Raw genomic sequence first — 24,213 nt, 5'->3', positions numbered from 1 at the left:
TCCCAACCCCGTAGGTTGAGGTAGCCAACGCAGAAGGCGCAGGACTGGGCGCTGCCGATGAACTGGCGCAGCCCATCGGCAAGTACTTGGCTGGTGTTGTCGTAAATCTGGGGCATTGCTATCTCTTTGTGCGGCCAAAGGGAGAGCTGCTGAGGTAGAGGAGGACCGGTAACTACAAGGGGCACACCTTTGACCTCAGTAGGACTATCTTACTTAGAATCAGCAAGGGACGGTTGTTGAGGTACGCTGAGATCGTAGGGCAGGAATGTTTTTATGGATGCGTTGGCTCTGTGGCAGCATTACCAAGAGTGGTTGTACTATCACCCCGAACTGGAATTTTATGTGGATGTCAGTCGCATGGGGCTGACTCCGGAAGGGGTTCGTCGCCTAGAGCCAGCCTTTGAACGCGCCTTTCAGCAAATGGCGGAATTGGAAGGGGGGGCGATCGCCAACCCCGATGAAGGACGCATGGTGGGTCACTACTGGCTGCGGGATCCAGACTTAGCCCCTAGTCCGGAGTTGCGCTCACAAATCCGCGCTGCGATCGCCCAAGTAAAGCAGTTTAGCCAGCAAGTCCACAGCGGCGCCATTGCCCCACCCCAAGGGGGTCACTTTACGGATATTCTCTCGATTGGCATTGGGGGTTCTGCCCTAGGTCCGCAGTTTGTGGCCGCCGCCCTCGCGCCCGTGAATCCTCCCTTGAACATTCATTTTTTGGACAACACCGATCCGGCAGGCTTTGAACGGGTTTTTGCGCAGTTGGGCGATCGCCTGCGCACCACGCTCGTGCTGGTCATTTCCAAATCGGGGGGGACACCGGAAACCCGCAACGGCATGCTAGAAGCCCAAGCCCGCTTCCAACGCGCCGGTCTGGCCTTTGCCGATCACACCGTGGCCATCACCATGCCCGGCAGTGGCCTTGCCCAAGTGGCGGAGTCAAACGGTTGGCTCGCCATTTTCCCGATGTTTGACTGGGTGGGGGGACGCACCTCCGAACTCTCAACGGTGGGCCTCTTGCCCGCTGCCCTCCAAGGGATTGACATTGATGACCTCCTCACGGGAGCGAAATTAATGGATCAGGCAACTCGTGTGCCGAATATCCGCCAAAATCCCGCCGCCCTACTCGCCTTAGCTTGGCACCATGTAGGCAAGGGTCGGGGGGAAAAAGATATGGTTGTCCTACCTTACAAAGACAGTCTGCTGCTGTTTAGCCGCTACTTGCAGCAGTTGGTCATGGAGTCCCTCGGCAAGGAAAAAGATCTCGACGGCAACATAGTCCACCAAGGGATTGCCGTCTATGGCAACAAGGGAACCACCGATCAACACGCCTATGTGCAGCAGTTGCGGGATGGCCTACCTAACTTTTTTGTTACCTTTATTGAAGTGTTGCGGGATGGTCAAGAACCCAGCATTGATGTGGAGCCAGGGATTACCGCGGGGGATTACCTCAGTGGCCTGCTCCTGGGCACGCGCCAAGCTCTCTATGAAAAGAATCGCCCCTCTCTGACGGTCACTATTCCAGAGGTGACCCCCAAAACAGTGGGTGCCCTGATTGCCCTCTACGAGCGAGCGGTGGGTCTCTATGGCTTCTTGGTGAATATCAATGCCTACCATCAGCCGGGGGTGGAAGCTGGGAAAAAAGCAGCGGCGGCAAACTTGGCACTGCAACGCCAGATTGTCAAAGTTTTAGAACAAAGTGACGAGCCCCTCGACTTGGGGGCGATCGCCCGCGCTGTCAATGCTCCCGATCAACTGGAGCGAATTTACCTGATTCTGCGGCACTTGGTGGCCAACGATCGCGGCATTGAGCAACTGGGGGATCCCGCTCAGCCGAGTCAATTACAGTTTCGGTGGCAACGCTAATGCAGCGGCGGCAATTTTGTCAGGGGTTGTTTGCCCTGGGGGCGATCGCCCTCAGTGGTGGCCAAGCAAGTGCCAATAGCGGGCTAACCGTTCATCTGCTGCGCAAATCCTTACCACCTCAACTGATTCAGCGATTTCGTCAACAAGCGGACGTCCGTATTCATCTGCGCCTTCAGGAAACCCCCCAAGCTTTAGCCCATACCCTTGCAGCCGGCAACCTAGGGTCAGCCGTTCTCAGTCTTGGGGACGCTTGGCTAAATCAGGCGATGAGCCAACACCAGATCGCCCCTATTCCCAAAACCCGAATTCAAAACCGGCTTGACTGGGCTGAACCGTGGCAGCCACTTCTCCAAGCCATCAGCCAAGGGAACGCCTTTTGGGGTCTTCCCTATCGCTGGGGGGCAACCGCCCTCATTTATCGCCGCGATTTTTTTGCGGATTTAGGCTGGCAGCCCACCGATTGGGACGTTCTATGGCACCCCGCAGTGCAGGGACACTACAGCCTCTTGAATACCCCCCGCGAAGTGATTGGCTTAACCCTGAAATCCTTGGGGCTATCCTACAACGGCCCAACCACCCACCCCAAATTGCGGGAACGCTTGCAGCAGCTGCGCCAAGGCTGTCGTTTCTTTAGTTCTGACGCCTACTTGCAGCCCCTAATGCTCGGCAGCACGCAATTGGCAGTGGGTTGGTCAACGGATCTACTGCCGCTCCTGCAGCAAGATCCCCGGACCTACGGGGCAGTGTTTCCAGCCAGTGGCACAGCCCTTTGGGTGGACCTGTGGGTCTGTCCTCAGGAGCCCAATGCCGCAGCACTGGCTTGGTTGAACTACTGGTGGCAACCCCAGGTTGCTGAACAACTGAGTCAGTTTAGCCATGCTCCTTCACCCCTTGTCAGGAATCTCAGGGAAACCCTGTTCAGCCGCTATATTCCCTTTGCAACGCCAACGGCCTTTGCCAAGAGTGAAGTCCTGCTTCCCCTCGATGGGGCGACCCAAAAGGCCTATGACACCCTTTGGCAAGAGATTTTTCTAAGGAGTTCCTAACTCGGCCTTGGTTCCGTTGCCCCCTTGAGGAGTTGGGCCACATAGGCTAGGGCTTGGGGGCGATCGCTAATTTCCCCCCGCGCTTGGGCTGCTTCCACCGCTCGCAACAATTCACCCACACGCGGCCCTGGCAAGACGTGAAACGCTTCCACCAGATCAGCACCTCGCACCAACTGGGGGGGATGGGCAATGGCATCCTTAGGGTCTAACCACCCTCTGACCAGGGGTACCAGATGCGCTTTGGGGACGCCACGGCTAAGGGCCAGAGCAACAAAGGCTGGAAAATAGCTGCCTGCTGCGCGGAATAGATAAAAGGCTTGCTCACGGTTCAGGGGCTGTTGGAGGGGGACTAGCCAGTGGCTGAGGAGGCGGCATAGAACTTGGACAATGCGAATTTCATCGGTGGTGTAGGTGAGTGCAGTCAATTCCTCGGCAGCTTGGCGATCGCTGGCATTCACGAGGCAGGTGAGCTTGGCCAAAGCCGCTAGGGTTCGCCGTTGGGGCTCACCGGGGGCATTCGTTGCGGCAATGGATTTCGTCAGCGCCGGCCACAGGGCAGGGAAAGGGAAATTCGCTAGGGTAGATTCAAGGGCATGGTAGTGGGTCATCCGCTCCTCGGTTACCGAAGGCAACCACACCGCCAATACCCCATCGCGAAAGGCGAGGGTCACTTGAGCCGCACCCTCAACAGCACTCAGGAGATAACTGAGTTCTACCCGTACCCGTTCTGCTGCCACTCGCCGCAGTTGGGGGGCAAGGGCTTGGATTACCTGCCGTGTTTCGGGCGTAATCGTAAATTGGAGTTGAGCGGCTTGGCGATAGGCGCGTAGGAGTCGCAATGGATCAGCAGCAAGATTTTCTGGCGCTACATAGTGAATTTGGCGGCGTTGCAAATCTAAGAGGCCACCGAGGGGATCGACAATGTGGTGGTGATGAATGTCGTAGGCAATGGCATTGATCCGAAAATCGCGATCGCTCAAATCGGTTAAGAGCGTCTCACCATGCCGCTGGGCAATGTCCACCGTCGTATGGGAAAAGACTAAGCGGGCAACCCCGCGATCGCGATCCAAAAGAACCCATCCAGCCTTGTACTGATCCGCCAGTTTTTTGCTCAGGGCAATGGCATCCCTCGGCACAATAAAATCCCAGTCGGGGTACAATGTTGTCCGACCGAGGAGAGCATCCCGCACCGCCCCCCCCACAAGGTAAGTATCGGCGGGTAAATCACTGACAGCAATGGGCCAGCGGCTAAAATCAAAGGGTTGAACAACGACCATCAGAGCTGGTTGAGATCGATCGCTTGCCCACCAATGATAACCCTCAGATTTTCCCCCTCAACACAGACGGGTCCAGCCGCAGTTTGAATAGTCAAGCGGTTATTATCAAATCTCAGTAGCCCCTTCCAGGGAGGGACAGTCAGAGTTGGCGCTGGGGTACCCGTTGCTAGGGATGCCGGGGATATCTTTTCTAGCCAAATCAGTGAGGCATCCCCAGGATAGTGGCGATCGCCCCCAGATGTCTTAATGATCAGCCCCCCCGCTGCCGCGGCTGAAAAGGCAATCTCCCGAATGGGTTGCCACTCCTTACCCACCAAAAGTTGCAATTGCGACGGCTCTTGCGCAGCAGCAGCCGACTTCAGCAGCAGCCACCAGGTCTTCCAGAGTTGCCGTGCCGTTCCTAAACGCACCTCGCCCCCCTGGGGAATCGGTACCTGCTCGTACCGCCATGCCGGCAGCGGTTCACTGACGTATTGGGTGGGCAAAAATGAATGGGCTTGGAGTACACTGGCCACTAAATCTGCAAAGGGTGCCTCGGTAAAAAGGGTTACTTTTTCATCGGCCACACTGGCTCCCTCCACCACCGCAACGACCGTGTCAGTGACAGTGCGCAGTTGATAACTGTGATTGCCCAAATCCACCACCTTCAAATCGGCACTTTGATAGGTACTGGGCAAGGGGTGCTGTTGCAGGATCAGCATTTGAATCACCTGCTCATTTGTCCACTCAATGAGAGTAGTTTCGTTAGCAACCGCCATTGGCTGGGGAGTGGTGGTTGGGGGTGGCAACGGTATCTCTTGAATGTCTCCATCCTCCAAAACCACTTCGCCGTTGGGTAGGATGGTGCCTGCGAGCTTGGCCTCCTCCAGGTCTTGGCGGCGGGCGATCGCCCCAGTCAAATCCGCCTCCGATAAATCTGCACCCACCACATTCGTATCCTTGAGATTACTGTCGTGGAGAACTGCCCCCTTGAGGATGGCACCGCTGAGGACTGCTCGCTGCAAATTGGCTCGGGAGAGGTAGGCTCCCACCAAAACAGCACCACTTAGGATTGCGTCCTGCAAGTTTGCATCGGTGAGGTTAGCCCCACTAAGATCTGCACCAATCAGGTTGGCTCCCCGCAGATTGGCATTGGCCAGGTTAGCCTTGATCAAATCCGCCCCACTCCAATTAATGCCCTGCAGATTGGCTCCCGCCAGATCAACATGGCTGAGTTGTACTAAAGGAAACACACTGCCTGCCAAATTAACACCACGGAAATTCCGCACTCCACGGGCAAATTCACTTAACAAGGTTTCAAGGGTCATGGCTTTGCTCATAGCCGCTCACAATCAGGGCACAACAGCGTCACTCAGGCACACTGCTTATAGCTATTCTAGGTCTTGATTCGAATCCACAGGAGCCAATCACCAATGCCATGGTTTGTCAAAATTGAGCGCGGCATTGTGGACAAAGCAACCTTTGATCGCTATGTTCCTGCCCATCGGGCCTATGTACGCTCCCTCATTGCCGCCGGCCATCAAGCCCGCACGGGATACTGGGCTGAGCGAGGGGGTGGCATGCTGTTGTTTCAGGCCGATTCCCGCAAGGCGGCTGAGGAAATTGTTGCCCGTGATCCCCTCGTCCAACACCAGTGCGTCCACTACGAACTCCATGAGTGGTGTATTGTCGAAGCCCCCGACTAGCCTTGGCGCAGTTTTTCTGCCCAGACACGGGTGGGTAGCCCCCACACATAGATAAAGCCCTCAGCTGCCCTGTGGTCGAATTGATCCTCCCTGCCATAGGTGGCCAAATCAGGCGTATAAAGGGAGTAGGGAGATTGCCGCCCCACCACCCGTGCAGTTCCCTTAAAGAGCTTGACGCGCACGGTACCTGTGACCCGCTGCTGAGTCTGTTGAATAAAGGCATCGAGGGCTTCCTTGAGGGGGCTGTACCAGAGGCCGTTATAGACCAAGCGGCTGTAGGTTTCCTCAATGCCCCGCTTATACTGCGTCACATCAGCAGTCAGAGTCAAACTTTCCAAATCGCGGTGGGCGTCAATGAGCACCAGTAGACCAGGGGCTTCGTAAATTTCACGGGATTTAATGCCAACCAGGCGATTTTCAATCATGTCAATGCGGCCAAAGCCGTGGCGACCCACTCGCTCATTGAGTTCACTGACCAATGTCACAGGATCAAGGGGGCGACCATCGAGGCTGGTAGGAACCCCTGCTTCAAAGCCAATATCCACATACTCCGGTGAGTTGGGGGTGTGTTCAATGGCTTGGGTCATCAAATAGACCTCCTCAAGGGGTTCAATCCACGGATCCTCAAGGGGGCCAGCTTCAATACTGCGTCCCAAAAGATTGCGGTCAATGCTGTAGGGGGAAGATTTCTTGACAGGCGCAGGAATGCCAAAGCGTTCGCCGTAGGCAATGGTTTCTTCACGGCTCATGCCCCATTCACGCGCGGGTGCTAAGACCTTGAGATGGGGATTGAGGGCAGCGATCGCCACATCAAAGCGGACTTGATCATTCCCTTTCCCAGTACAGCCGTGGGCAACAGCGTCAGCACCGTATTGGGTAGCCGCCTCCACCAAGAGCTTGGCAATCAAGGGGCGAGCAAGGGCCGTCGAGAGGGGATAGCGATTTTCGTAGAGGGCGTTGGCTTGAATGGCTGGAAAAGCATAGTTGCGGATGAACTCAGCTTTGGCATCAGCCACTAACGAGGCGCTGGCACCTGCATCAAGGGCCTTTTGGCGAATGGGCTCCAGTTCATCCCCCTGTCCTAAATCCACTGCGAGGGTAATAACTTCCTTCACTCCCCACTCGTGCTTGAGATAGGGAATACATACGGAGGTATCCACCCCCCCCGAATAGGCCAAAATGACTTTTTCTGCACGCCCCATGAGTCTTTCCTGACTTGTCTGAAACAAACGCGATCGCTACTATAGCGGATCTGTTTGCCCGAAAAGTCATTAGTCCCCCTGTTGAGTTGGTTGAGCCTCAGGGTGAGGGCTGTTTCACTTCGTTTGCTAGGGGCAGGCCTTGCTCAAAACAGGTCAAATTTTCAATCGTGGTACGGGCAATATCCGTGAGAGCATTGCGGGTAAAGAAGGCCTGGTGGGCAGTAATCACCACATTGGGGAAGGATTGCAGGAGTTGGAAGGTGTCGTCCTGGATGATGGTGTCCGAGAGGTCTTGGAAAAAGAGGGAGTCTTCCTCTTCATAGACATCAATGCCCAGATAACCAATTTGGCCGCTTTTAATGCCCTCAATGACGGCTTTGGTGTCCACCAGTTTGCCGCGACTGGTATTGATTAGCATGACGCCCCGCTTCATTTGGGCGATCGTGGTGGCGTTGATCAGGTGTTCATTTTCGGGAAGCAGGGGGCAATGGAGGGTAATAATGTCGGATGCCGCCAGCAATGTTTCTAAGGTTGTGTAGGTACCAATCTCCCTAAAAGCTTCACTAGGGTAGGGATCGTAACCGTAAAGGTGGCAGCCAAAACCATGCAAAATCTGAGCAACAACTCGGCCAATTTTACCCGTGCCAATGATGCCAACGGTACAACCATGGAGGTCAAAGCCCATCAGTCCCTCTAGGGAAAAGTTATCATCGCGCACCCGGTTGTAGGCACGGTGGAGTTTGCGGTTGAGCATCAGGATCAGCCCCACCGTATGCTCTGCCACCGAATAGGGGGAATAAGTACTCACGCGGGTAACCGTTATGCCCACGTTGGCCGCCGTAGCTAAATCCACATTGTTAAAGCCCGTACAGCGCAGGGTGACTAGACGCACCCCCAACTGTGCGAGTCGCTCTAGGGTCTGTGCCCCAAGATCGTCATTGACAAAGGCACAGATTGCATTGTGCCCCTCAGCCAGGGACACTGTTTGAGGCCGCAGCAGCAAATCGTAATAGGTTAGAACATGGGGATGGCCTTGAGCCGCATTGGCAGCATCCAAAAACTGGCGATCGTAGGATTTCGCACTAAAAACCGCAACCTTCATGGGGGATCTCCTCGGGTAAGCAACAGGACAGCCCTTTCCAGAGGGGGCAAACACAGCCAATACCCAGAAAGCTAATTAGGAAACCATGTCCCGTGTTGTGTTTGTAACGCCCCATCTTGGCAAAGAGCTGTAGCTAGCCTAGCGAGTCTCAGTTTAAGGTTCTGTTAAGTTGCGGCAAAGACTGCCTTAGTGCAGATGCTAAGGCAACGCCTGAAGAGATACTCACAGAAACGCCTCAGGACGGGTGAAAAAACTGCCGAATGGTTGCCGCAATATACTCAATGGTGGCATCGCTTAATTCAGGCCAAATGGGCAAGCTAAGAACCTCGCTAGCAAGGCGATCGCTCACAGGATTGGGAGGAGATTGCCCCTTGTACATCGGAAAGTGATCTTGGGGAATGGGGTAGTAAATCATTGAACTAATGCCAGCCTCCTTTAGGTAAGCCACAAGCGCATCCCGCTGGCCATTCAGCACCCGAATCGTATATTGATGAAACACATGCCCCGCAGACACGGCTGGGGTCACTACTGCCTCAAGACCAGCCAAGGCTTGGTTATAGGTTTGGGCGACTCGCCGTCGCTGTTGATTCCAGCGATCGATATGGGGCAGCTTCACCCGTAGAATTGCTGCCTGGAGGCTATCCAAGCGGGAATTGTAGCCAATTATTTCGTGGTGGTAGCGTTGACGGGCGCCGTGAACCCGCAGCATGCGCGATCGCTCTGCTAAATCCTCATCATTGGTAGTAATCAGACCGCCATCACCATAGGCACCCAAATTCTTCGTGGGGAAAAAGGAAAAGGCACCCATCGTACCGATCGCGCCCGTGAACCGATGGGCCAAGGCTTCTTGAGTTGCCGCTTCACATTGGCAATTTTCACAGGGCGGGCAATAGCGGGCCCCAAAAGACTGGGCACAATCCTCAAGGATCGCTAACCCATGAGCCTGAGCAAGTTCCATAATTGCCCCCATCGCTGCCGGTCGGCCAAATAAATGCACAGGCAAAATCACCTTGGTGCGAGGGGTAATCGCTGCAGCAACTTTACTGGGATCAAGGTTAAAGGAGTCCAATTCCACATCCACAAAAACTGGGCGGGCACCCACCAAACTAATCGCCTCTGCCGTGGCAAAAAACGAAAAAGGGGTTGTAATCACCTCATCCCCAGCACCCACCCCCAAACTGCGCAGGGAAATCACCAATGCATCTGTTCCTGAATTAACGGCTACCGCCTGGCGCACCCCTAAATAGGCGGCCACCTCTTCCTCAAAGGCCTGTACCTCTGGCCCTAGAATGAACTGACCTGATGCGAGTACCCGGGCAACTGCGCGATCGATCTCTGGTTGGAGGGACTGATATTGGGCTTTGAGATCAAGAATAGGAATGGTATCCATGAGAGCATCGAGCGCAAGTCTTTATTATCATCCTCTCACGAGTCATCCTCTCACGAGCGTAGTGTGGTTTTAGCGAATTAAGCTAGGCTTAGAGTGTAGAGCCGCTCTCAGGGGCGGAGTTCCAGAGCCAATTTTTTTTGATGAATCCCCAAGAGTTGTTAAAACGCTACGCCAGCGGTGAACGGGACTTTAATCGCGCCAGTTTGACAAATGGCGAGTTTATTAACGCTGATCTACGGGGGATTATTCTCTCCCGTGCCGACATGGAGTGGGTCAACCTGAGCGGGGCAAATCTCAGTGGCGCCGTGCTATGTGGTGCAGAAATTGTCAATGCGATGCTCATCAAAGCAGAATTGGTGGATGCCAACCTCGCTGGCGCAAACTTGAGTCGTAGTGATCTCAGTTGGGCAAACCTGACACGAGCTAATCTCAGCCGCGCTGAACTGAGTGAAACCACACTGCGGGGAACAGTGCTTCAGGGTGCAAACCTCTCCCGTGTGGATTTGGCCAATGCAGATCTGCGGGGATTGACCCTCGACGGCGTGAACCTTTCGGGAGCAAATTTACAGGGCGCCAATTTGCATGGAACAGAGCTAAAGCAGGCAAACCTGACCCGTGTGGATTTAATTCAGGCGGATGTCAGCAATGCCAATCTCAGTGGCACAAACCTCAGCGGTGCCAACCTGAGGGGTGCTAATTTAACGGCGGCAAATCTTACAGGTGCCAATCTGAGTCGCGTTGATCTCACGGAAGTCAAGCTCAGTGAAGCCAACCTTACCAAGGCCAAACTTGTCGGCGCCGAACTGGCAAAGGCGGATCTATCGTCCCTAGAGCTATCAGAGGTCAACCTTGGTGGTGCCAATCTCAGTGGCGCGAACCTGAGTCATACCAACCTGAGCCGTGCGAATCTCAGTGGCGCAAATTTGCAGGGCGCCAACCTCAGCCATGCTAAACTGGTGGGCACCAATCTGCGGGGAGCGAATCTCCAAGGGGCAAATCTGCAGGGTGCATTGCTGGATAATGCGGATTTGAGTCAAACGGATCTACGCAGTGCCAATCTCAGTGGCCTAGTCTTTAATGGGGTGAAGCTGCGGGGGGCTAATCTGAGCGGTGCCAATCTCCGCGAGGTGGACTTAACGGAAGCTAACTTTAGCCGTGCCGACTTAGTAGAAGCCAATCTCAGCCGCGCCCGCTTGGTGGGAGCCAACCTGAGTCGTGCTACCCTCTCCGAAGCAAACCTGAGCCGCGCCACCCTGAGTGGAGCCACCCTAAGCCGGGCAACCTTTAGCGGCAGCTTGCTGGGAACCGTAGACCTCAGCGGTGTTAACTTGAGTGGCGCAGACTTAGGAGATGCCAACCTCTCAGGCTCGAACCTGTCGCGGGCCGATTTGACGCGGGCCAACCTGACTGCTGCAGATATGAGTGGTGCCAATCTCAGTGAAGTGGATTTGCGGGGCACGATTATGCCCGATGGCCGACGGCGAGCTTAGGGCTGCGTCTCAATTCCGAGGGATCCTGCCTCGGCTTCACTAGGTTGAGGCCTGGGGGGCGCTTGGCGGCCAAAGAGATGTACCAGGTGCTTCAAATGAGCGGCAAGTTCAGGGGTGAGTTGACCAGCAGTCAGTCGCCATGCCCAGTTGCCTTCGCCAGTCCCAGGAAAATTCATGCGGGCATGGCTATCGAGGCCGAGCAAATCTTGAACGGGAATAATGGCTTGGTTAGCCACGGTTCCCAAGGCCATGCGAATCAATGCCCAGTGGGGTTCGCTGGGGGTATAGCCCAAATAGTCAATAAAACGCTGCCGTTCCCAGTCACTCAGGTTGCGATACCAGCCCACAGTTGTGTCATTGTCGTGAGTGCCGGTATACACCACGCAGTTGCGCTCTTGATTAAAGGGCAAAAACGGATTATCTGAACCACCGCCAAAGGCAAACTGGAGAATTTTCATCCCCGGAAACTGAAACTGATCCCGCAGGGCAATGACATCGGGGGTAATATCCCCTAAATCCTCCGCTAGAATAGGCAGTCGTCCCAAGGCCGCTTGCAAAGCTTCAAAGAAGGCAGCACCAGGACCTGGTTGCCACTCGCCGTTGACAGCTGTTTTCTCCCCTTCCGGTACTTGCCAGTAGGCCTGAAAGCCGCGAAAGTGATCGACACGGATAATGTCCACATAGGAAAGGAGAGCACGGAAGCGCTCAATCCACCAAGAGTAGCCATCGGCAGCAAGGGCTTTCCAGTTGTAAATGGGATTGCCCCACAGTTGTCCTGTGGCGCTAAAGTAGTCGGGGGGCACACCGGCCATGAGGGCAGCCGCACCTGTTTCTGGATTGAGTTCAAAAAATTGAGGAAAGGCCCAGACATCGGCACTGTCGTGGGCAACGTAAATGGGAATATCACCGATAATTTGAATCCCCCGTTGATTGGCGGCTTCCTTGAGGGCGTGCCACTGTTGGTAAAAGAGAAATTGCTGAAACTCGTACTCAAAAATGCGGTCTTTGAGAACAACTTGGATAGCGGCAAGGGCGGTTGGTTCGCGATCGCGCAAAGGAGCGGGCCATTCATACCACGGCTGTCCCTCATGGTGCTCCTTAATTGCCATAAAGAGGGCATAGGTGGGCAGCCAGTAGTGAGCAAGGGCTTGGAAGTCGCGGAAGGCCTGCCAGTCTCCTGGGGTAGCTTGACTCTGAAAACGTTGCGCCGCAAGGCGTAGGAGCGGCAGTTTCTGGTTGATCACAGCGTCGAAATCCACGCGATCGCGATTCTCAAGGTTAATCTGCGCTAGATCAGCCTCCGTTAACCAACCGGCTTTTGCGACCTCCTCCAAGCTAATCAGCAGCGGGTTACCCGCCATAGCGGAATAGCACATATAGGGAGAATTCCCAAAGCCGGTGGGGCCTAGGGGCAGCACTTGCCAGTACTGCTGATCACTGGCCACTAAAAATTCCAAGAACTCACGGGCAGCGGCACCCAACTCACCAATGCCGTGACCACCGGGAAGGGAGGTGGGATGGAGCAGTAAACCACAGGAGCGGGGAAAGTGCATTGCCAAGCCATAGGGGAAACTTGAGCTAATTATCTCCCAATTCAGGATCAGCTGTAGGGTTGGTTTCTGCGAGAATCTCAGCTTCGAGGGCCGCTCGCTCCTCTGGCGACAGCCGTGCTAGGCGATCGCTAAGAAGTGCCTCTTCATAGTCTTTGAGTTGTTGGTGGTAGGTCATCCGCCCCGTAAAAACCCGCAGTAGGTAAGTGGAGAGCCAGCCAAGAATTCCCAAGACAAAAATAGCCTGACTCCAAACACCCGCCTGAAGTGGCTCAACCCCGGCCATCCGCAACAGGAGATAGACCAAACCACCGCCAAAGAAAAGACCAACACCAATTCCTAGAACATCAATGCGGCGCATAGCACCTAGGAATTGAGAGAGCGCGGTTGTGGGCGAAAGTTAATAAAGGGTGCGAGCAGGAGTAATCCCGGAAAGAAAAAAGTAACTAGAAAGTACATAAACGCCCGCTCAAAGGAGCTAGCCACATACCAGCGCGCTTTCAAATAGGCATAGACAATCGCCGGCACCACCAGCAGATACAGCCCCGCCAAGGCCACATACACACCAAGAACTAAAAGCTCTGTTGAAACTGCCATTGCTTGCTACCTCTTTGCCAAGAAGGATTGAATTTGAATTATTCTCCAGTGCTGCTGGTTTCGCTCACGGCTTCTCCAAGGGCAGGAACGGCTATTCCCATCGCTGCCGCAAGGGCAGGGGGAGGCGCTTGACGAGTAGGAGCATTGAGATATTGGCCCGTCAGAATGGGCGGCACGGGTTTCATTTTGTGCTTGGCGGTAAAGAGGCGATGGGTTTGGGCAAGGTTACCCCGCTCGTTGATATGTTCGTTGGCAATTTTCTTGCGCAGCTTGATAATGGCATCCATGATTGCCTCTGGACGGGGTGGGCAGCCAGGCAAATAGACATCTACGGGAATCAGCTTGTCCACACCACGCACAGCGGAATAAGAATCAGAGCTAAACATGCCCCCTGTGATCGTGCAGGCACCCATGGCAATCACGTATTTGGGGTTGGGCATTTGCTCGTAAAGGCGTACCAAAGCCGGTGCCATCTTCATTGTGATTGTGCCGGAGGTGATGATCAAATCTGCCTGACGGGGGCTGTTGCGGGGCACCAAGCCAAAGCGATCAAAATCGAAGCGCGAGCCAATCATGGCAGCAAACTCAATGAAGCAGCAGGCAGTGCCATACATGAGCGGCCAGAGGCTCGATAGCCGTGCCCAGTCATAGACATCATTGAGGGATGTGAGGATGATATTTTCAGCAAGTTCTTGGGGAACTTCAGGACGGGCAATCGGATTGAGAATGGCAGGCGAGGTCGTATTGGTCATAGGGTTCCCTCAAGGGACATCGGCCAAATGTAAAAACATTTAAGATTATAGGGGTTTGCCCCAACGGATGCACCCAATCCGCTCCAGCAAGCAATAAAAAAACTTGACATCAAGGATAAATTATTTTTGACTGCCCACCTGTAGCCCTGGTGGTAATTCCAAGGTATCGCCAATGGTCGTGCCATCCCAGTAGGCCGCAAGAAGAACATCACAGGTCTTACCCCAGGCGATCGCCCCCTGATGATCCAAGCCAATGGCGCCAAAATCCCGTTGCCGACTGGCGGCTTCCCGGAAGGATTTTTCAAAGGCCGCCCCGAGGGACAGGCCATCGGTTACTCGCACCACAATCCGCGTGGCCAGCGCCTCATCGAGAATGTCTTCACCAATGCCTGTACAACTGACCGCTGCTAAGCTGTTGGCATAGTTTCCAGCTGGGGTTGCGGAGTCACTCACCCGCCCAATACGCTCAAAACCTTTGCCGCCAGTGGAAGTCCCCACAGCCAAGTGTCCCTGCTGATCTAAAACCACGACACCAATCGTGCCCCGTCCTGCCTCTTCGGCCACCACCCTCGCCATTGATTTTGAGAAATTCCCCTTGCGTTCCTCGAGCCATTCGTAGAGTCGCTGATCCGTTAGGGGTTGATACACAGGAAGCTGCAATTCACGAGCCAATTCTGCTGCCCCCACATCGGACAGAACGCGATCGGGGCACTGTTGTAGCCAGTGGGCAAGATCAATGGGATTTTTTACTCGCGAGACGTTGATGACACCACTAAGGCGCTGCCGCTGCCCATCCATTAAAGAGGCGCTCATGCGAATCTGCCCATCGGACTGCAGCACCGAGCCTGTGCCGGCATTGAAGCGCGGTTCATCTTCTAGGAGCCGACACCCCAAAACCACTGCCTCAATCGCCGTTGCTCCTTCTTTGAGGGCCTGAACTACTTGGGTGACAATGCCATGGAGGGATTGGCGGACAGGAATGAGACCACCTTTATCTTGGAGCGACCTGCCGGCGCCGCCATGGAGAATAACAGTGGGTCGGGGCATCCTCAATCCTAAAAATTAAGCCTAGAAATTAAAAGTGTTCTAGCTCCAAGATAGCCTGTGGCCATGGCCTAAATCTACCGCCTTAAGCAACCACAGCGGTTGGCAGAACTTCCTTCTCGGTTTCGGCGGCGGCTGTACCCTCAGCATCCAGGAGGGTTTGCAGTTCTTGGATGGCTTGCTGAGTAGTTTCTACTTGACTGAGGAGCGATCGCGCGATTTTTTCGCCAGAGGCGGTGGACTGCACCACTTCGCGGATGTGATGGCGAAAATGATTGGCCATTTCCTCCACCTGCTGGTTGGCAACAACCACTTGGTTGGCCAGTTTGTTAATTGCCTCAGTAATAAAATCAAAGCCCACCGTCCGCTGGCCGCTGCGACTGGCAATCAACCCCGCTTGCACCGCAAGGTGCTTCACCTGACGGGTAATCTCGGCAATTTGATGGGTGGCTTGGTCAATAATTTCCACGTCCCGCTTCAGCCTTTCACTGAGACGATAGACCTCCGCGGTGTGGCGGGTAATTTGGTTAACCCCTGTGAAGGTTTCCTGAAAGGCCTTTTGGCCGCGCTCTGAGAGCACTTGGCTGATGGAAATAAACCGTTGGTTCAGTTGAGCAATCCGCTCTGCTTGCTCACGGACAGAGCGCTCCTGCTGCTCTAGGGCTTCATTCATCTGTTGAGTGCGGGTGAGCTCGCTTTCAAGGCGCTTGGCGTAGTCCTGGTTGCGCTCTTTTTCCACTCTTAGGCTCTCAAGGATTTGCTGGGTGTGGAGGTGCTGCTGCTGAATAAAAAGATTTTTCCTACTCAGGACTTGAGCCTGGGCAATTAGGACGACCCGCATATCCACCAAGACCAGTTGCTTGCCCGTGCGCACGACAATGGGTTCATAGACAAAGGCAGGGGGGCGATTCAAGGCCTGCTCCACAGCTTCTTCGACGGGGGTGCGTGCCATCAAGACAAGCGGAGGAACTTTGGGATTGGCAATTTCCGGCATTAACTTAATGGGGCGCGGCAAGTATAGATCCCGGCCAAATTGCTGACTCATGCGCTCAAAAAACTTGACCTTGGAGATCATGCCGATGACGCGATCGCCCGCCGCCACCAAGACCCCTGGTAGCTCAGGATCACGTTGAAATTGCTCAGCCACCTCTTCGGCAATGGTCTCGGGGGAAACCTGATAGGAAAAATAGGGCAGGTCTGCTAAGGTGGTGGCGGCGGCAAAGTGAACTTTGGATGTGCCCTTTAGTGTCTCATTCATTTGCGTATCCCCCCGGAATGAGCATCGAATTGAATTGCTTGAAAGCGGCAACTGTACTTACACTTGATGCCACCTGTCTAAATTATGTCGAATTCAGCATAGGAGAACATTATTTTTCGGTTATCTTTTGGTTAAGCTTTTCCCTAATGGATTTGAAAAATGCCTTAGGTTTGAATTATGGCTATTCCAACAAAGAATGAGACATTAGGCAGCAGAATAAGCAGAATAGTTGCAAATCACCTCATCATCATTCGCTACCTTACTTAGCATAGGAGATAACTGGCTCTTGTAGTCTAAGCTATCGCTCATGTTTTTTAAGGATGCCAGCGGATTCTTCAAGGGTAATTTATCTCTCTTTGTAATATATCACTCCCTTTCGAAACAGCTATGGAGTATAGATCATCAATAGATGAGTGGATGACTCAGAAAAGGTGGGTTCAAGTTTTACAAGTAAATGTAATCTGAAATACAATTGATATCTTCTCGATCTATGAATTTTCAAAATACCACCGCTCTACCTCCTGTTGAATTGCGGCCATTTCCAAGGCGCTCAATTTTTCCAGATTTTTAAGGGCAATGGCCATGCGTCCTTGCCGACTCAGGACTGTTCGATGGCGTGCTAGGAAATGCCAATAAAAAAAGTTAAAGGGGCAAGCGCGATCGCCCACGCGTTGCTTTGGGTTATAGGCACATCCTTGGCAATAATTACTCATGCGCTGAATGTAGTTAGCGGAGGCGGCATAGGGTTTGGAGGCCAAGAGTCCGCCATCGGCAAATAAGCCCATTCCCAAGACATTGGTTTGCATCACCCAATCATAGGCGTCAATAAAGACACTGTGGAACCAGTTTTCCACTTCCTGAGGAGCTAAGCCAGTAATGAGAGCAAAGTTGGCCAGGATCATCAGCCGCTGAATGTGGTGGGCATAGCCAGTGCACTCAATTTGCTTAAGAACGTAGCGCAGACAGCTCATTGTAGCGCGATCGCTCTGCCAAAAGAAAGCCGGCAGAGATTGGTGGTGCTGAAAGAAGTTTCGCTGACAGTAGTCGGCACCGAGGTAGTGATAAAGGCCATACATATACTCGCGCCAGCCAAGAATTTGGCGAATAAACCCCTCAACGCTATTTAGGGGGAGTTGCCGTTCACCGTAGGCCACTAAGGCCGCATCAATCACTTCTTGGGGAGACAGTAGGCCTAAATTCAAATAGGGGGAAAGGAGGCTGTGCCACAGGGTCTCTTCTCCTACCACCATGGCATCTTGGTAGGGGCCAAACTGGGGCAAGCGGTATTCAATAAAGTTTTCCAAGACTTGCAGGGCTTGGGCGCGGCTAACCCCCCAGTAAAAGGGTTCGATGTGGCCATAGGTGTCAAAGTTTCCTTGGCGCACTGTTTCAATGACTTCTTGGGTAATCCTATCGGGACAAAAGCGCAGCGGTGGTGGGGGTTTGAGGTTAGCAGCGGGCCCTTGGCGGTTCTCAGCATCGTAGTTCCATTTGCCGCCGGCAGGAGATTTGCCCTCCATCAGGATTTGAAACCGCTGCCGCCCTGCACGGTAAAAGTGCTCCAGGACAAGGGTTTTGCGACCGGCTGCCCACTGCTGAAAGTCCGCTTCTGACCAGAGAAAGTGATTGTTCGGCAGCAATTTAATGGCACAGGGCAGGTCAAAGGTGGCAATGCAGTCACGAAAGGGGCGATCGCTAGGTTGCATGATCCGCACTTCGTGGATGTTGTGGGCACTGATCCACTGCCGCAGCGGGGTGGCAAAGTCGGGGGCGATCGCGTAGGTCACTGGCCAACCGGCCGCTTCGAGGTCTTGGGCAAAGTGCCGCATGGCCGACCACACCAGCACCAGTTTTTGGGCATGGTAGCGGCGTTGTTTGACCCACTGGTGGGACTCAATGAGGATGACGGGGACAGGATGGGCGCAACTTTGCAGCGCGGCCTGCTGTAGCGACAGTTGATCCCCTAAAACCCAAACGCCAATGGCCATCAACGGTGGTTTCCTACTGCTCCTTTGACACCATAGCAGGGTTAGACAGGGTGGTTAAGGGTTGTCTTTGTGGTTTATTCTTATGGTCAACGATTGCAACTCCCTACGAAGCTGACTATGCAAATTCGCCGCCGTCCTCCCAATCCCGCTGTTACTGTTCACAACCTCCACTACCAAGTGCCGGTGGCCGATGATGCCCCTCGCAACATTCTTGAGAAGATTGTTTGGCACAAGGAACAGGAGGTGGAGCAACTGCGGGAAGTCCTGCCCTTGGCTGATTTACAGCGCCAGGTACTGGATGCGCCACCGGTGCGTTCTTTTTTGGCGGCTCTCCAGAATCCTGTTACCCAGCCAGCGCTGATTGCTGAGGTCAAGAAGGCCTCCCCCAGTAGAGGCATGATTCGGCCCAATTTTAACCCGGTGGCGATCGCCCAAGGCTACGTTGCCGCGGGTGCCACCTGCCTTTCCGTCCTAACGGACAGTGAGTTTTTCCAGGGCAGCTTTGAATACCTCGCCCAAATTCGCCAAGTGGTGGAGGTGCCGCTGCTGTGCAAGGACTTTATCCTCTATCCCTACCAGATGTTTCTGGCAAGGCTGCGGGGTGCCGATGCGGTGCTACTGATCGCGGCTATCCTCTCGGACAAGGATTTGCGCTATTTTCTGCGGATTGCCCGTGGGTTGGGTCTAACGGCTCTCCTGGAGGTACACACCGCCGAGGAGATGGAACGAGTGCTGGCACTGGAGGAGGTACAGCTTGTGGGAATCAACAATCGCAACCTGACGGATTTTAGTGTTGATCTGGCCACTACTGAAAAACTTTTGACCAAGTATGGGGCGCAGCTGCGCGATCGCAACATTCTTGTGGTCAGCGAATCGGGCATTCATCAGCGTGCCGATGTCGAACGGGTGGCACAAGCCGGCGCCCAAGCCATTTTAGTCGGAGAATCCCTCATGCGCCCCCCAGCGGAGATGGCGCACTTCAGTGAGGCGGAGCAACTCCAAGCGCGGATTCAGCAGTTATTCCCAGAGTTAGCCCCCTAGGTATGCCCCTGACGGCGGTTTTGTTTGACTTCAATGGTGTGATTCTCGATGATGAGGCCATTCATGCTGCCCTCATTGATGAGATCCTCTTGCAAGAGAACCTGCGGCCACAGCGGGGGGAGTACGACCTTTTTTGCTTGGGACGGAGCGATCGCGCCTGTTTGGATAACCTCCTCAGCCGCCGTGGACGGGCAGTGACCCCGGCCTATTTGGATAAACTGGTGGCTCAAAAGGCAGCCGCCTACCGTACCCGCTTGGCTAGTATCGAACCGTTTCCCTTTTTTCCGGGGGCGATCGCCCTACTGCAGAAACTCCATGCTGCGCAATTGAAAATCGCCATTGTCACCGGTGCTGTGCGATCCGATGTGGACTTAGCCCTTGAGCGTGGCCAGCTCCACTCGATTGTGGACTGCATTATCAGTGCCGAAAGCGGGGAGCGCAGCAAACCTTATCCTGACCCCTATCTACGTGCCGTTGAGGCCTTGCAAGCCCTAGGGAGTGATCTCACAGCCGCTGATTGTCTGGCGATCGAGGACACCTTGGTGGGGATTCAATCCGCCCGCGAAGCTGGTGTCAAAGTCTTGGGGGTAGCCCACACCTATCCCTTCCATATGCTTCAGCGTCGCTGTCATTGGGTACTTGATCGCCTGGATCAGTTTGACCTTGCGGAAATTGCCCCAGTGTTTGAGCGCAGGGTGGCCTCCACCCCCTCCTAGAGGTGTTTCACCTCGGCAATGAGTTGATTGAGTACTTCCTTGGCATTGCCAAAAAGCATCAGGGTTTTATCTTTGTAGAATAACTCATTGTCAATACCAGCAAAGCCCGGATTGAGGCTGCGCTTGATCACAATTGTGTGCCGTGCCCGATCCACATCGAGAATGGGCATTCCATACACGGGGCTGCCGGGGTTGGTGCGGGCAGCGGGATTGACAACATCATTGGCACCAATCACCAGTGCCACATCCACATTCTCAAATTCTGGATTGATGTCCTCCATGTCCTTGAGTTGGGGGTAGGGGACATTTGCCTCGGCCAGCAGCACATTCATGTGTCCCGGCATGCGACCGGCAACGGGGTGAATCGCGTATTTGACATCAACACCGAGCCGCTCCAATTGATCCGCTAGTTCTTTGACGCTGTGCTGCGCTTGAGCCACCGCCATTCCATAGCCGGGGACAATGACCACCGACTTGGCATAGCCGAGCATCATTGCACTTTCTTCAGGGTCAATGGTGCGCACTGACTTCGCCGTGGCGTGAGCCGCCACCGCCGCGTTACCGGTCGTCGTACTGCCAAAACCACCGAAGAGGACATTGGCCAAGGAGCGATTCATGGCTTTGCACATAATCTGCGTTAAAATCAGCCCTGAAGCCCCCACCAAGGCACCCGCAATAATCAACATACTGTTGCCAACGATAAAGCCAGCGGCACTGGCAGCCAGCCCTGAGAGAGAGTTCAAGAGGGAAATCACCACTGGCATATCGGCACCACCAATGGGCAGGACAAAGAGCACCCCCAAAATGCTGGCGATCGCCACCAAGCCCCAGAACATCGGCAGCTGACTCGGATGCAACCCCACCCAGCCACTGGCAACCAAGAAAGCCACCAGCAAGCCGAGGTTAATGACCTGCTGCATCGGAAAAATGATCGGGGTTCCTGAAATCAGTCCCTGAAGTTTACCAAAGGCAACAAGGCTACCAGTGAGGGTGACCCCGCCAATGAGCACCCCCAAAATAATGGTGATAAGTGTGCTGGGGGTCAGTGGTTCACCCATGGCCGCAGTGCGGCAAAATTCACCAATGCCCACCAGGGCAGAGGCCGCCCCTCCTAAGCCATTGAGTAACCCCACCATCTGGGGCATGGCCGTCATTTCCACTTTGTAGGCAGCGATCGCGCCAATGACACTGCCGAGGCCAATGGCCGCTAGGACACCCGTGTAGCTCATAATCTGGCGATCGAGGAGCGTGACCACAATCGCAATCAACATCCCCAAGGCGGCAAGGCGATTTCCTTGACGTGCCGTCGCTGGCGAGCCCAACTTTTTTAAACCAAAGATAAAGAGCGCCGCAGCCCCCAGATAGCTCAATTCTTCAATGCGTGTTAGCCAATCCATGGTTCCTACCGCTTAAACATCTGCAACATGCGATCCGTAACCAAAAAACCGCCCACCACATTAATTGTGGCTAGCACCGTCGCAATGAATCCCAAGACCACTGTTAAAGTGGTGTGTCCACTCCCCGCCATCAGCAGGGCACCAATCACAGCAATCCCAGAAATGGCATTGGAGCCAGACATGAGGGGAGTATGCAGCGTGGGTGGGACTTTGTTAATCACCTCAAAGCCAATGAAACTGGCCAGGACAAAAATCATTAGACCCACAAGTACAGGTTCTGTCATTGAACTAACCCCCTGAGAAAAGAACTAAAGCATTGGTGCCAAGGTTTGAGCAGGATGCAGCAGTTGCAGCACCCGTGGGTTGCGGACCTGCCCTTCATGGGTGACACAGGCGGCATCCACAATGTCATCGCCAAAGTTCAACACCAATTCCCCCTGGGGAGCAAGGTACTTCAGGAGCGTTGAAATGTTTTTGGCATACATTTGACTGGCATGCACCGCCATGGTGGCGGGCAGATTAATCGGGCCAATAATGGTAACCCGCTGATGACAAATGGAGCGCCCCGGTTCTGTGCAGGCACAGTTGCCCCCCTGTTCAGCGGCTAAATCCACAATGACCGAACCCGGTTTCATGCTGGCCACCATACGTTCTGTAACTAACAGGGGAGCCGGTTTACCGGGAACTTGGGCCGTGGTAATGACCACATCGGCACTGTGGACATGGGCAGCGATCGCCTCTTGGGTTTTGTGCTTTGCGGCCTCAGAAACCTCTTTGGCATAGCCGCCGGCCGCTCCCGTGTCCTCCTCAAGGTTGACTTCAACAAATTTGGCACCGAGACTTTGCACCTCTTCTTTGACCGCAGGGCGAATATCAAAGGCTTCAACAACCGCGCCTAAACGCCGGGCGGTCGCGATCGCCTGCAAGCCAGCCACCCCTGCCCCAATCACAAACACCTTGGCGGGGGGAATCGTACCCGCGGCTGTCGTCAGCATGGGGAAAAAGCGCGGCAAATGGGAAGCCGCCAATAACACCGCCCCATAGCCCGCCACTGCCGCTTGGGAAGAGAGGGCATCCATAGTCTGGGCCCGACTGGTGCGGGGAATACACTCGAGGGCAAAGGCAGTAATGTGCCGCTCTGCCAAGTGTTGCATCTGCCACGGATTCCCTAGGGGATTGAGAAAACTAATGAGGGTGGTGCCGGGGCGAATCCACTCCACCTCGCGATCGCGCAGCGGCGCAACCTTGAGCAGGACATCGACACCGCCCCAAATCTCTTCAATGGAGTAAGCAATTTCTGCACCTGCGGCACGGTAGTCATCATCGCTAAAGTGAGCCATATCCCCTGCACCGGACTCCACACAGAGGTGATACCCCTGCTGCACTAGCTTGGCAACAACTTCGGGAATCAGGGCAACCCGTTGTTCCCCCACTTCGCGTTCCTTAACGACCCCAACTTTCATAGGCACTCTTGGATAGGGTTTGCACGCTTTACAGAACACTTCCTTGGTGTAGTCATCAGGGCTTCTGTTTTATAACAGCCCGACACCATCACAACCCATGCACATACTGTTCTGTACTGATCCTCACGCTACTGCGATCCCCTCAGGAATGCGAGAAAATGTCAGCGTTTCATGGGGATTCTCTACAAGTCTTATGATCCCCAGTAACCTTTGTAACAAATCTTGACACTATTATTGAGTACTTTTACTTAGCTAATGCTTTCCCAATAGTAGCCAAAAGCAGCAATCTCCTTCCGCGCATACTGCTTCAATTCCTTTGCAATTCCTTCCTCTGTTTGCAGGCGCTTTGATTGGGCACTTGACTATGGTGGTCGTAGTTTTTGCGCTATCCCCCCTTTGGCAACTTTCAGGGGGCTAGCAGTCCCAGTTTTTCACAGATGAGTGCCAAGTTTTCATTCAAGCCCTCATACCGGTCAACAAAGTCCACAGGGATTTCATCGCCGATGGTATCAATGCCCCAGACTGACGAATTGCCTTATCAAGGGGATTACATTCAAAGCAAAACCTAACTTGGGCAGCCCTGAAGTGGCTATTAAGCTTGCCTTAGCCCCTTGATAAAAGAGAGCGAGCCAGCCTGATAGGGAACAGTTAACCAAAGGAGCAGAAAAATTGCGCAGCCGCGGATAACCCAATTGAGGATGAATGTACTCATCCTGGCAGCAAATCGGTGTGATGATACCTCACTACCACAAAACTGGCAGAGGGCAATTTACTGACGCCAGCAGTTTTACGAGTTTTCAGGAAAATGAATCGATAGGTGTGGTTAATCATCAGCGTAAGAAAGTAGCCAGAAGGGCAGTTTGACTGCTACTCGCGCTCTTGTGGCAGACTAGGAGATTGCAAGTACAGAGTCACAGGCATGTTCAAAACAATTTTAGTTGCCCTCGATACCAGTGAGTTATCGGCACGGGTGATGGCGGCGGTGGCACAGTTAAACTTAGACCCAGATGCCCAAGTGATTCTCAGTCATGTGATTTCACCGGTGGAGTCGGGGTTTGGGGTCAGCGCTGATCGCCCCTCCTTGCATCCCCAAATGGGAACCTACCGCAGTATTGAGCAGCATTTACAACGGTTTCAACGCCAGCTTCCCTGTGATTCAGAAATTGAAATTGTTAGCGGTGACCCCGTAGAGGAAATTTTACGCCTTGCAAATATCTACCGTGCTGACTTGATTGTGCTGGGCAGTCGTGGCCTCACCGGCGTGGAGCGCGTGGTGCAGGGCTCCGTCAGTAGTGCCGTCCTTGCCGATGCCCCCTGTTCGGTATTGGTGGTGAAGTCAGCGGAAACCTGAA

22 protein-coding genes are annotated in these 24,213 nt (G+C 54.1%); 7 read left to right on the top strand and 15 right to left on the bottom strand.

Annotated features, from left to right (window positions below; genetic code table 11):
* The first annotated feature begins 273 nt into the window (after positions 1-273).
* Positions 274-1,863, top strand: a complete 1,590-nt coding sequence (locus IGQ16_RS09195) for a glucose-6-phosphate isomerase (protein WP_297061169.1) — start codon at positions 274-276, stop codon at positions 1,861-1,863.
* Complete coding sequence (locus tag IGQ16_RS09190; RefSeq protein ID WP_297061167.1) at positions 1,851-2,909, top strand: extracellular solute-binding protein; 1,059 nt, start codon at positions 1,851-1,853, stop codon at positions 2,907-2,909. The genes IGQ16_RS09195 and IGQ16_RS09190 overlap by 13 nt, the downstream gene beginning before the upstream one ends.
* Here IGQ16_RS09190 and IGQ16_RS09185 read toward each other — a convergent pair.
* Positions 2,906-4,186, bottom strand: coding sequence for a CCA tRNA nucleotidyltransferase (locus IGQ16_RS09185; protein WP_297061165.1), 1,281 nt, complete (start codon positions 4,184-4,186; stop codon positions 2,906-2,908). The two genes, IGQ16_RS09190 and IGQ16_RS09185, sit on opposite strands and share 4 nt — an antisense overlap.
* Entirely contained in the window at positions 4,186-5,493 is a 1,308-nt protein-coding gene (locus IGQ16_RS09180; protein ID WP_024125640.1) for a pentapeptide repeat-containing protein, read from the bottom strand. Before IGQ16_RS09180 ends, IGQ16_RS09185 begins: the two co-directional genes overlap by 1 nt.
* A gap of 105 nt (positions 5,494-5,598) precedes the next feature.
* Between IGQ16_RS09180 and IGQ16_RS09175 the strand changes: the two genes are divergently transcribed.
* Positions 5,599-5,871: a YciI family protein gene (locus IGQ16_RS09175; protein ID WP_024125639.1), complete on the top strand. Its 273-nt coding sequence runs from the start codon at positions 5,599-5,601 to the stop codon at positions 5,869-5,871.
* On the opposite strand, the gene IGQ16_RS09170 is transcribed toward IGQ16_RS09175, so the two are convergent.
* From IGQ16_RS09170 to IGQ16_RS09160, 3 genes are all read right to left on the bottom strand, one after another.
* Positions 5,868-7,073: an argininosuccinate synthase gene (locus IGQ16_RS09170; protein ID WP_297040455.1), complete on the bottom strand. Its 1,206-nt coding sequence runs from the start codon at positions 7,071-7,073 to the stop codon at positions 5,868-5,870. The genes IGQ16_RS09175 and IGQ16_RS09170 overlap by 4 nt on opposite strands.
* A 97-nt stretch (positions 7,074-7,170) precedes the next feature.
* The gene (locus IGQ16_RS09165; RefSeq protein ID WP_297040450.1) at positions 7,171-8,175 is read right to left on the bottom strand and encodes a 2-hydroxyacid dehydrogenase; all 1,005 of its coding nucleotides are present in this window, start codon (positions 8,173-8,175) and stop codon (positions 7,171-7,173) included.
* A gap of 235 nt (positions 8,176-8,410) precedes the next feature.
* Positions 8,411-9,565: a DegT/DnrJ/EryC1/StrS aminotransferase family protein gene (locus IGQ16_RS09160; protein ID WP_024125636.1), complete on the bottom strand. Its 1,155-nt coding sequence runs from the start codon at positions 9,563-9,565 to the stop codon at positions 8,411-8,413.
* Positions 9,566-9,705: 140 nt separating this feature from the next.
* On the opposite strand from IGQ16_RS09160, the gene IGQ16_RS09155 reads away from it, so the two are divergent.
* Positions 9,706-11,055, top strand: coding sequence for a pentapeptide repeat-containing protein (locus tag IGQ16_RS09155; protein WP_024125635.1), 1,350 nt, complete (start codon positions 9,706-9,708; stop codon positions 11,053-11,055).
* Here the strand turns inward: IGQ16_RS09155 and malQ are convergent.
* The 7 genes from malQ to IGQ16_RS09120 form a co-directional block, all read right to left on the bottom strand.
* Positions 11,052-12,608, bottom strand: coding sequence for a 4-alpha-glucanotransferase (gene malQ, locus IGQ16_RS09150; protein ID WP_024125634.1), 1,557 nt, complete (start codon positions 12,606-12,608; stop codon positions 11,052-11,054). The genes IGQ16_RS09155 and malQ overlap by 4 nt on opposite strands.
* A gap of 25 nt (positions 12,609-12,633) precedes the next feature.
* Entirely contained in the window at positions 12,634-12,966 is a 333-nt protein-coding gene (locus IGQ16_RS09145) for a DUF3007 family protein (protein WP_297061160.1), read from the bottom strand.
* Between the two features lie 5 nt (positions 12,967-12,971).
* Positions 12,972-13,202: a photosynthetic/respiratory NAD(P)H-quinone oxidoreductase subunit L gene (gene ndhL, locus IGQ16_RS09140; protein WP_297041755.1), complete on the bottom strand. Its 231-nt coding sequence runs from the start codon at positions 13,200-13,202 to the stop codon at positions 12,972-12,974.
* 38 nt (positions 13,203-13,240) lie between these two features.
* Positions 13,241-13,954 (bottom strand): photosynthetic/respiratory NAD(P)H-quinone oxidoreductase subunit K, encoded by a 714-nt coding sequence (gene ndhK / locus IGQ16_RS09135; protein ID WP_024125631.1) that lies wholly within the window; start codon positions 13,952-13,954, stop codon positions 13,241-13,243.
* A gap of 120 nt (positions 13,955-14,074) precedes the next feature.
* Complete coding sequence (locus IGQ16_RS09130) at positions 14,075-15,001, bottom strand: isoaspartyl peptidase/L-asparaginase (protein WP_024125630.1); 927 nt, start codon at positions 14,999-15,001, stop codon at positions 14,075-14,077.
* A gap of 82 nt (positions 15,002-15,083) precedes the next feature.
* Positions 15,084-16,256, bottom strand: a complete 1,173-nt coding sequence (locus tag IGQ16_RS09125) for a hypothetical protein (protein WP_297061155.1) — start codon at positions 16,254-16,256, stop codon at positions 15,084-15,086.
* A 488-nt stretch (positions 16,257-16,744) separates the two neighbouring features.
* Positions 16,745-18,244 (bottom strand): cryptochrome/photolyase family protein, encoded by a 1,500-nt coding sequence (locus tag IGQ16_RS09120; protein WP_297061152.1) that lies wholly within the window; start codon positions 18,242-18,244, stop codon positions 16,745-16,747.
* A 117-nt stretch (positions 18,245-18,361) separates the two neighbouring features.
* Here IGQ16_RS09120 and trpC point away from each other — a divergent pair, with 117 nt between their 5' ends.
* Complete coding sequence (gene trpC, locus IGQ16_RS09115) at positions 18,362-19,285, top strand: indole-3-glycerol phosphate synthase TrpC (protein WP_297041508.1); 924 nt, start codon at positions 18,362-18,364, stop codon at positions 19,283-19,285.
* A 2-nt stretch (positions 19,286-19,287) separates the two neighbouring features.
* Positions 19,288-20,001: an HAD family phosphatase gene (locus IGQ16_RS09110; RefSeq protein WP_024125627.1), complete on the top strand. Its 714-nt coding sequence runs from the start codon at positions 19,288-19,290 to the stop codon at positions 19,999-20,001.
* Here the strand turns inward: IGQ16_RS09110 and IGQ16_RS09105 are convergent.
* Genes IGQ16_RS09105 through IGQ16_RS09095 form a run of 3 tightly spaced genes read right to left on the bottom strand, consistent with a single transcriptional unit; the run spans position 19,998 to position 22,861 of the window.
* Positions 19,998-21,398, bottom strand: a complete 1,401-nt coding sequence (locus tag IGQ16_RS09105) for an NAD(P)(+) transhydrogenase (Re/Si-specific) subunit beta (RefSeq protein ID WP_297061150.1) — start codon at positions 21,396-21,398, stop codon at positions 19,998-20,000. The two genes, IGQ16_RS09110 and IGQ16_RS09105, sit on opposite strands and share 4 nt — an antisense overlap.
* Before the next feature lie 5 nt (positions 21,399-21,403).
* Positions 21,404-21,682 (bottom strand): NAD(P) transhydrogenase subunit alpha, encoded by a 279-nt coding sequence (locus tag IGQ16_RS09100; RefSeq protein WP_024125625.1) that lies wholly within the window; start codon positions 21,680-21,682, stop codon positions 21,404-21,406.
* A 24-nt stretch (positions 21,683-21,706) separates the two neighbouring features.
* Positions 21,707-22,861, bottom strand: a complete 1,155-nt coding sequence (locus IGQ16_RS09095; protein WP_297041489.1) for a Re/Si-specific NAD(P)(+) transhydrogenase subunit alpha — start codon at positions 22,859-22,861, stop codon at positions 21,707-21,709.
* A 919-nt stretch (positions 22,862-23,780) separates the two neighbouring features.
* Here IGQ16_RS09095 and IGQ16_RS09090 point away from each other — a divergent pair.
* Positions 23,781-24,212, top strand: a complete 432-nt coding sequence (locus IGQ16_RS09090; RefSeq protein WP_297061148.1) for a universal stress protein — start codon at positions 23,781-23,783, stop codon at positions 24,210-24,212.
* Position 24,213: the final 1 nt, after the last annotated feature.

The organism is Thermosynechococcus sp. M3746_W2019_013, from assembly GCF_015296045.1.
Taxonomy (GTDB): Bacteria; Cyanobacteriota; Cyanobacteriia; order Thermosynechococcales; family Thermosynechococcaceae; genus Thermosynechococcus.
This window is presented reverse-complemented; position numbering and strand designations above follow the sequence as displayed.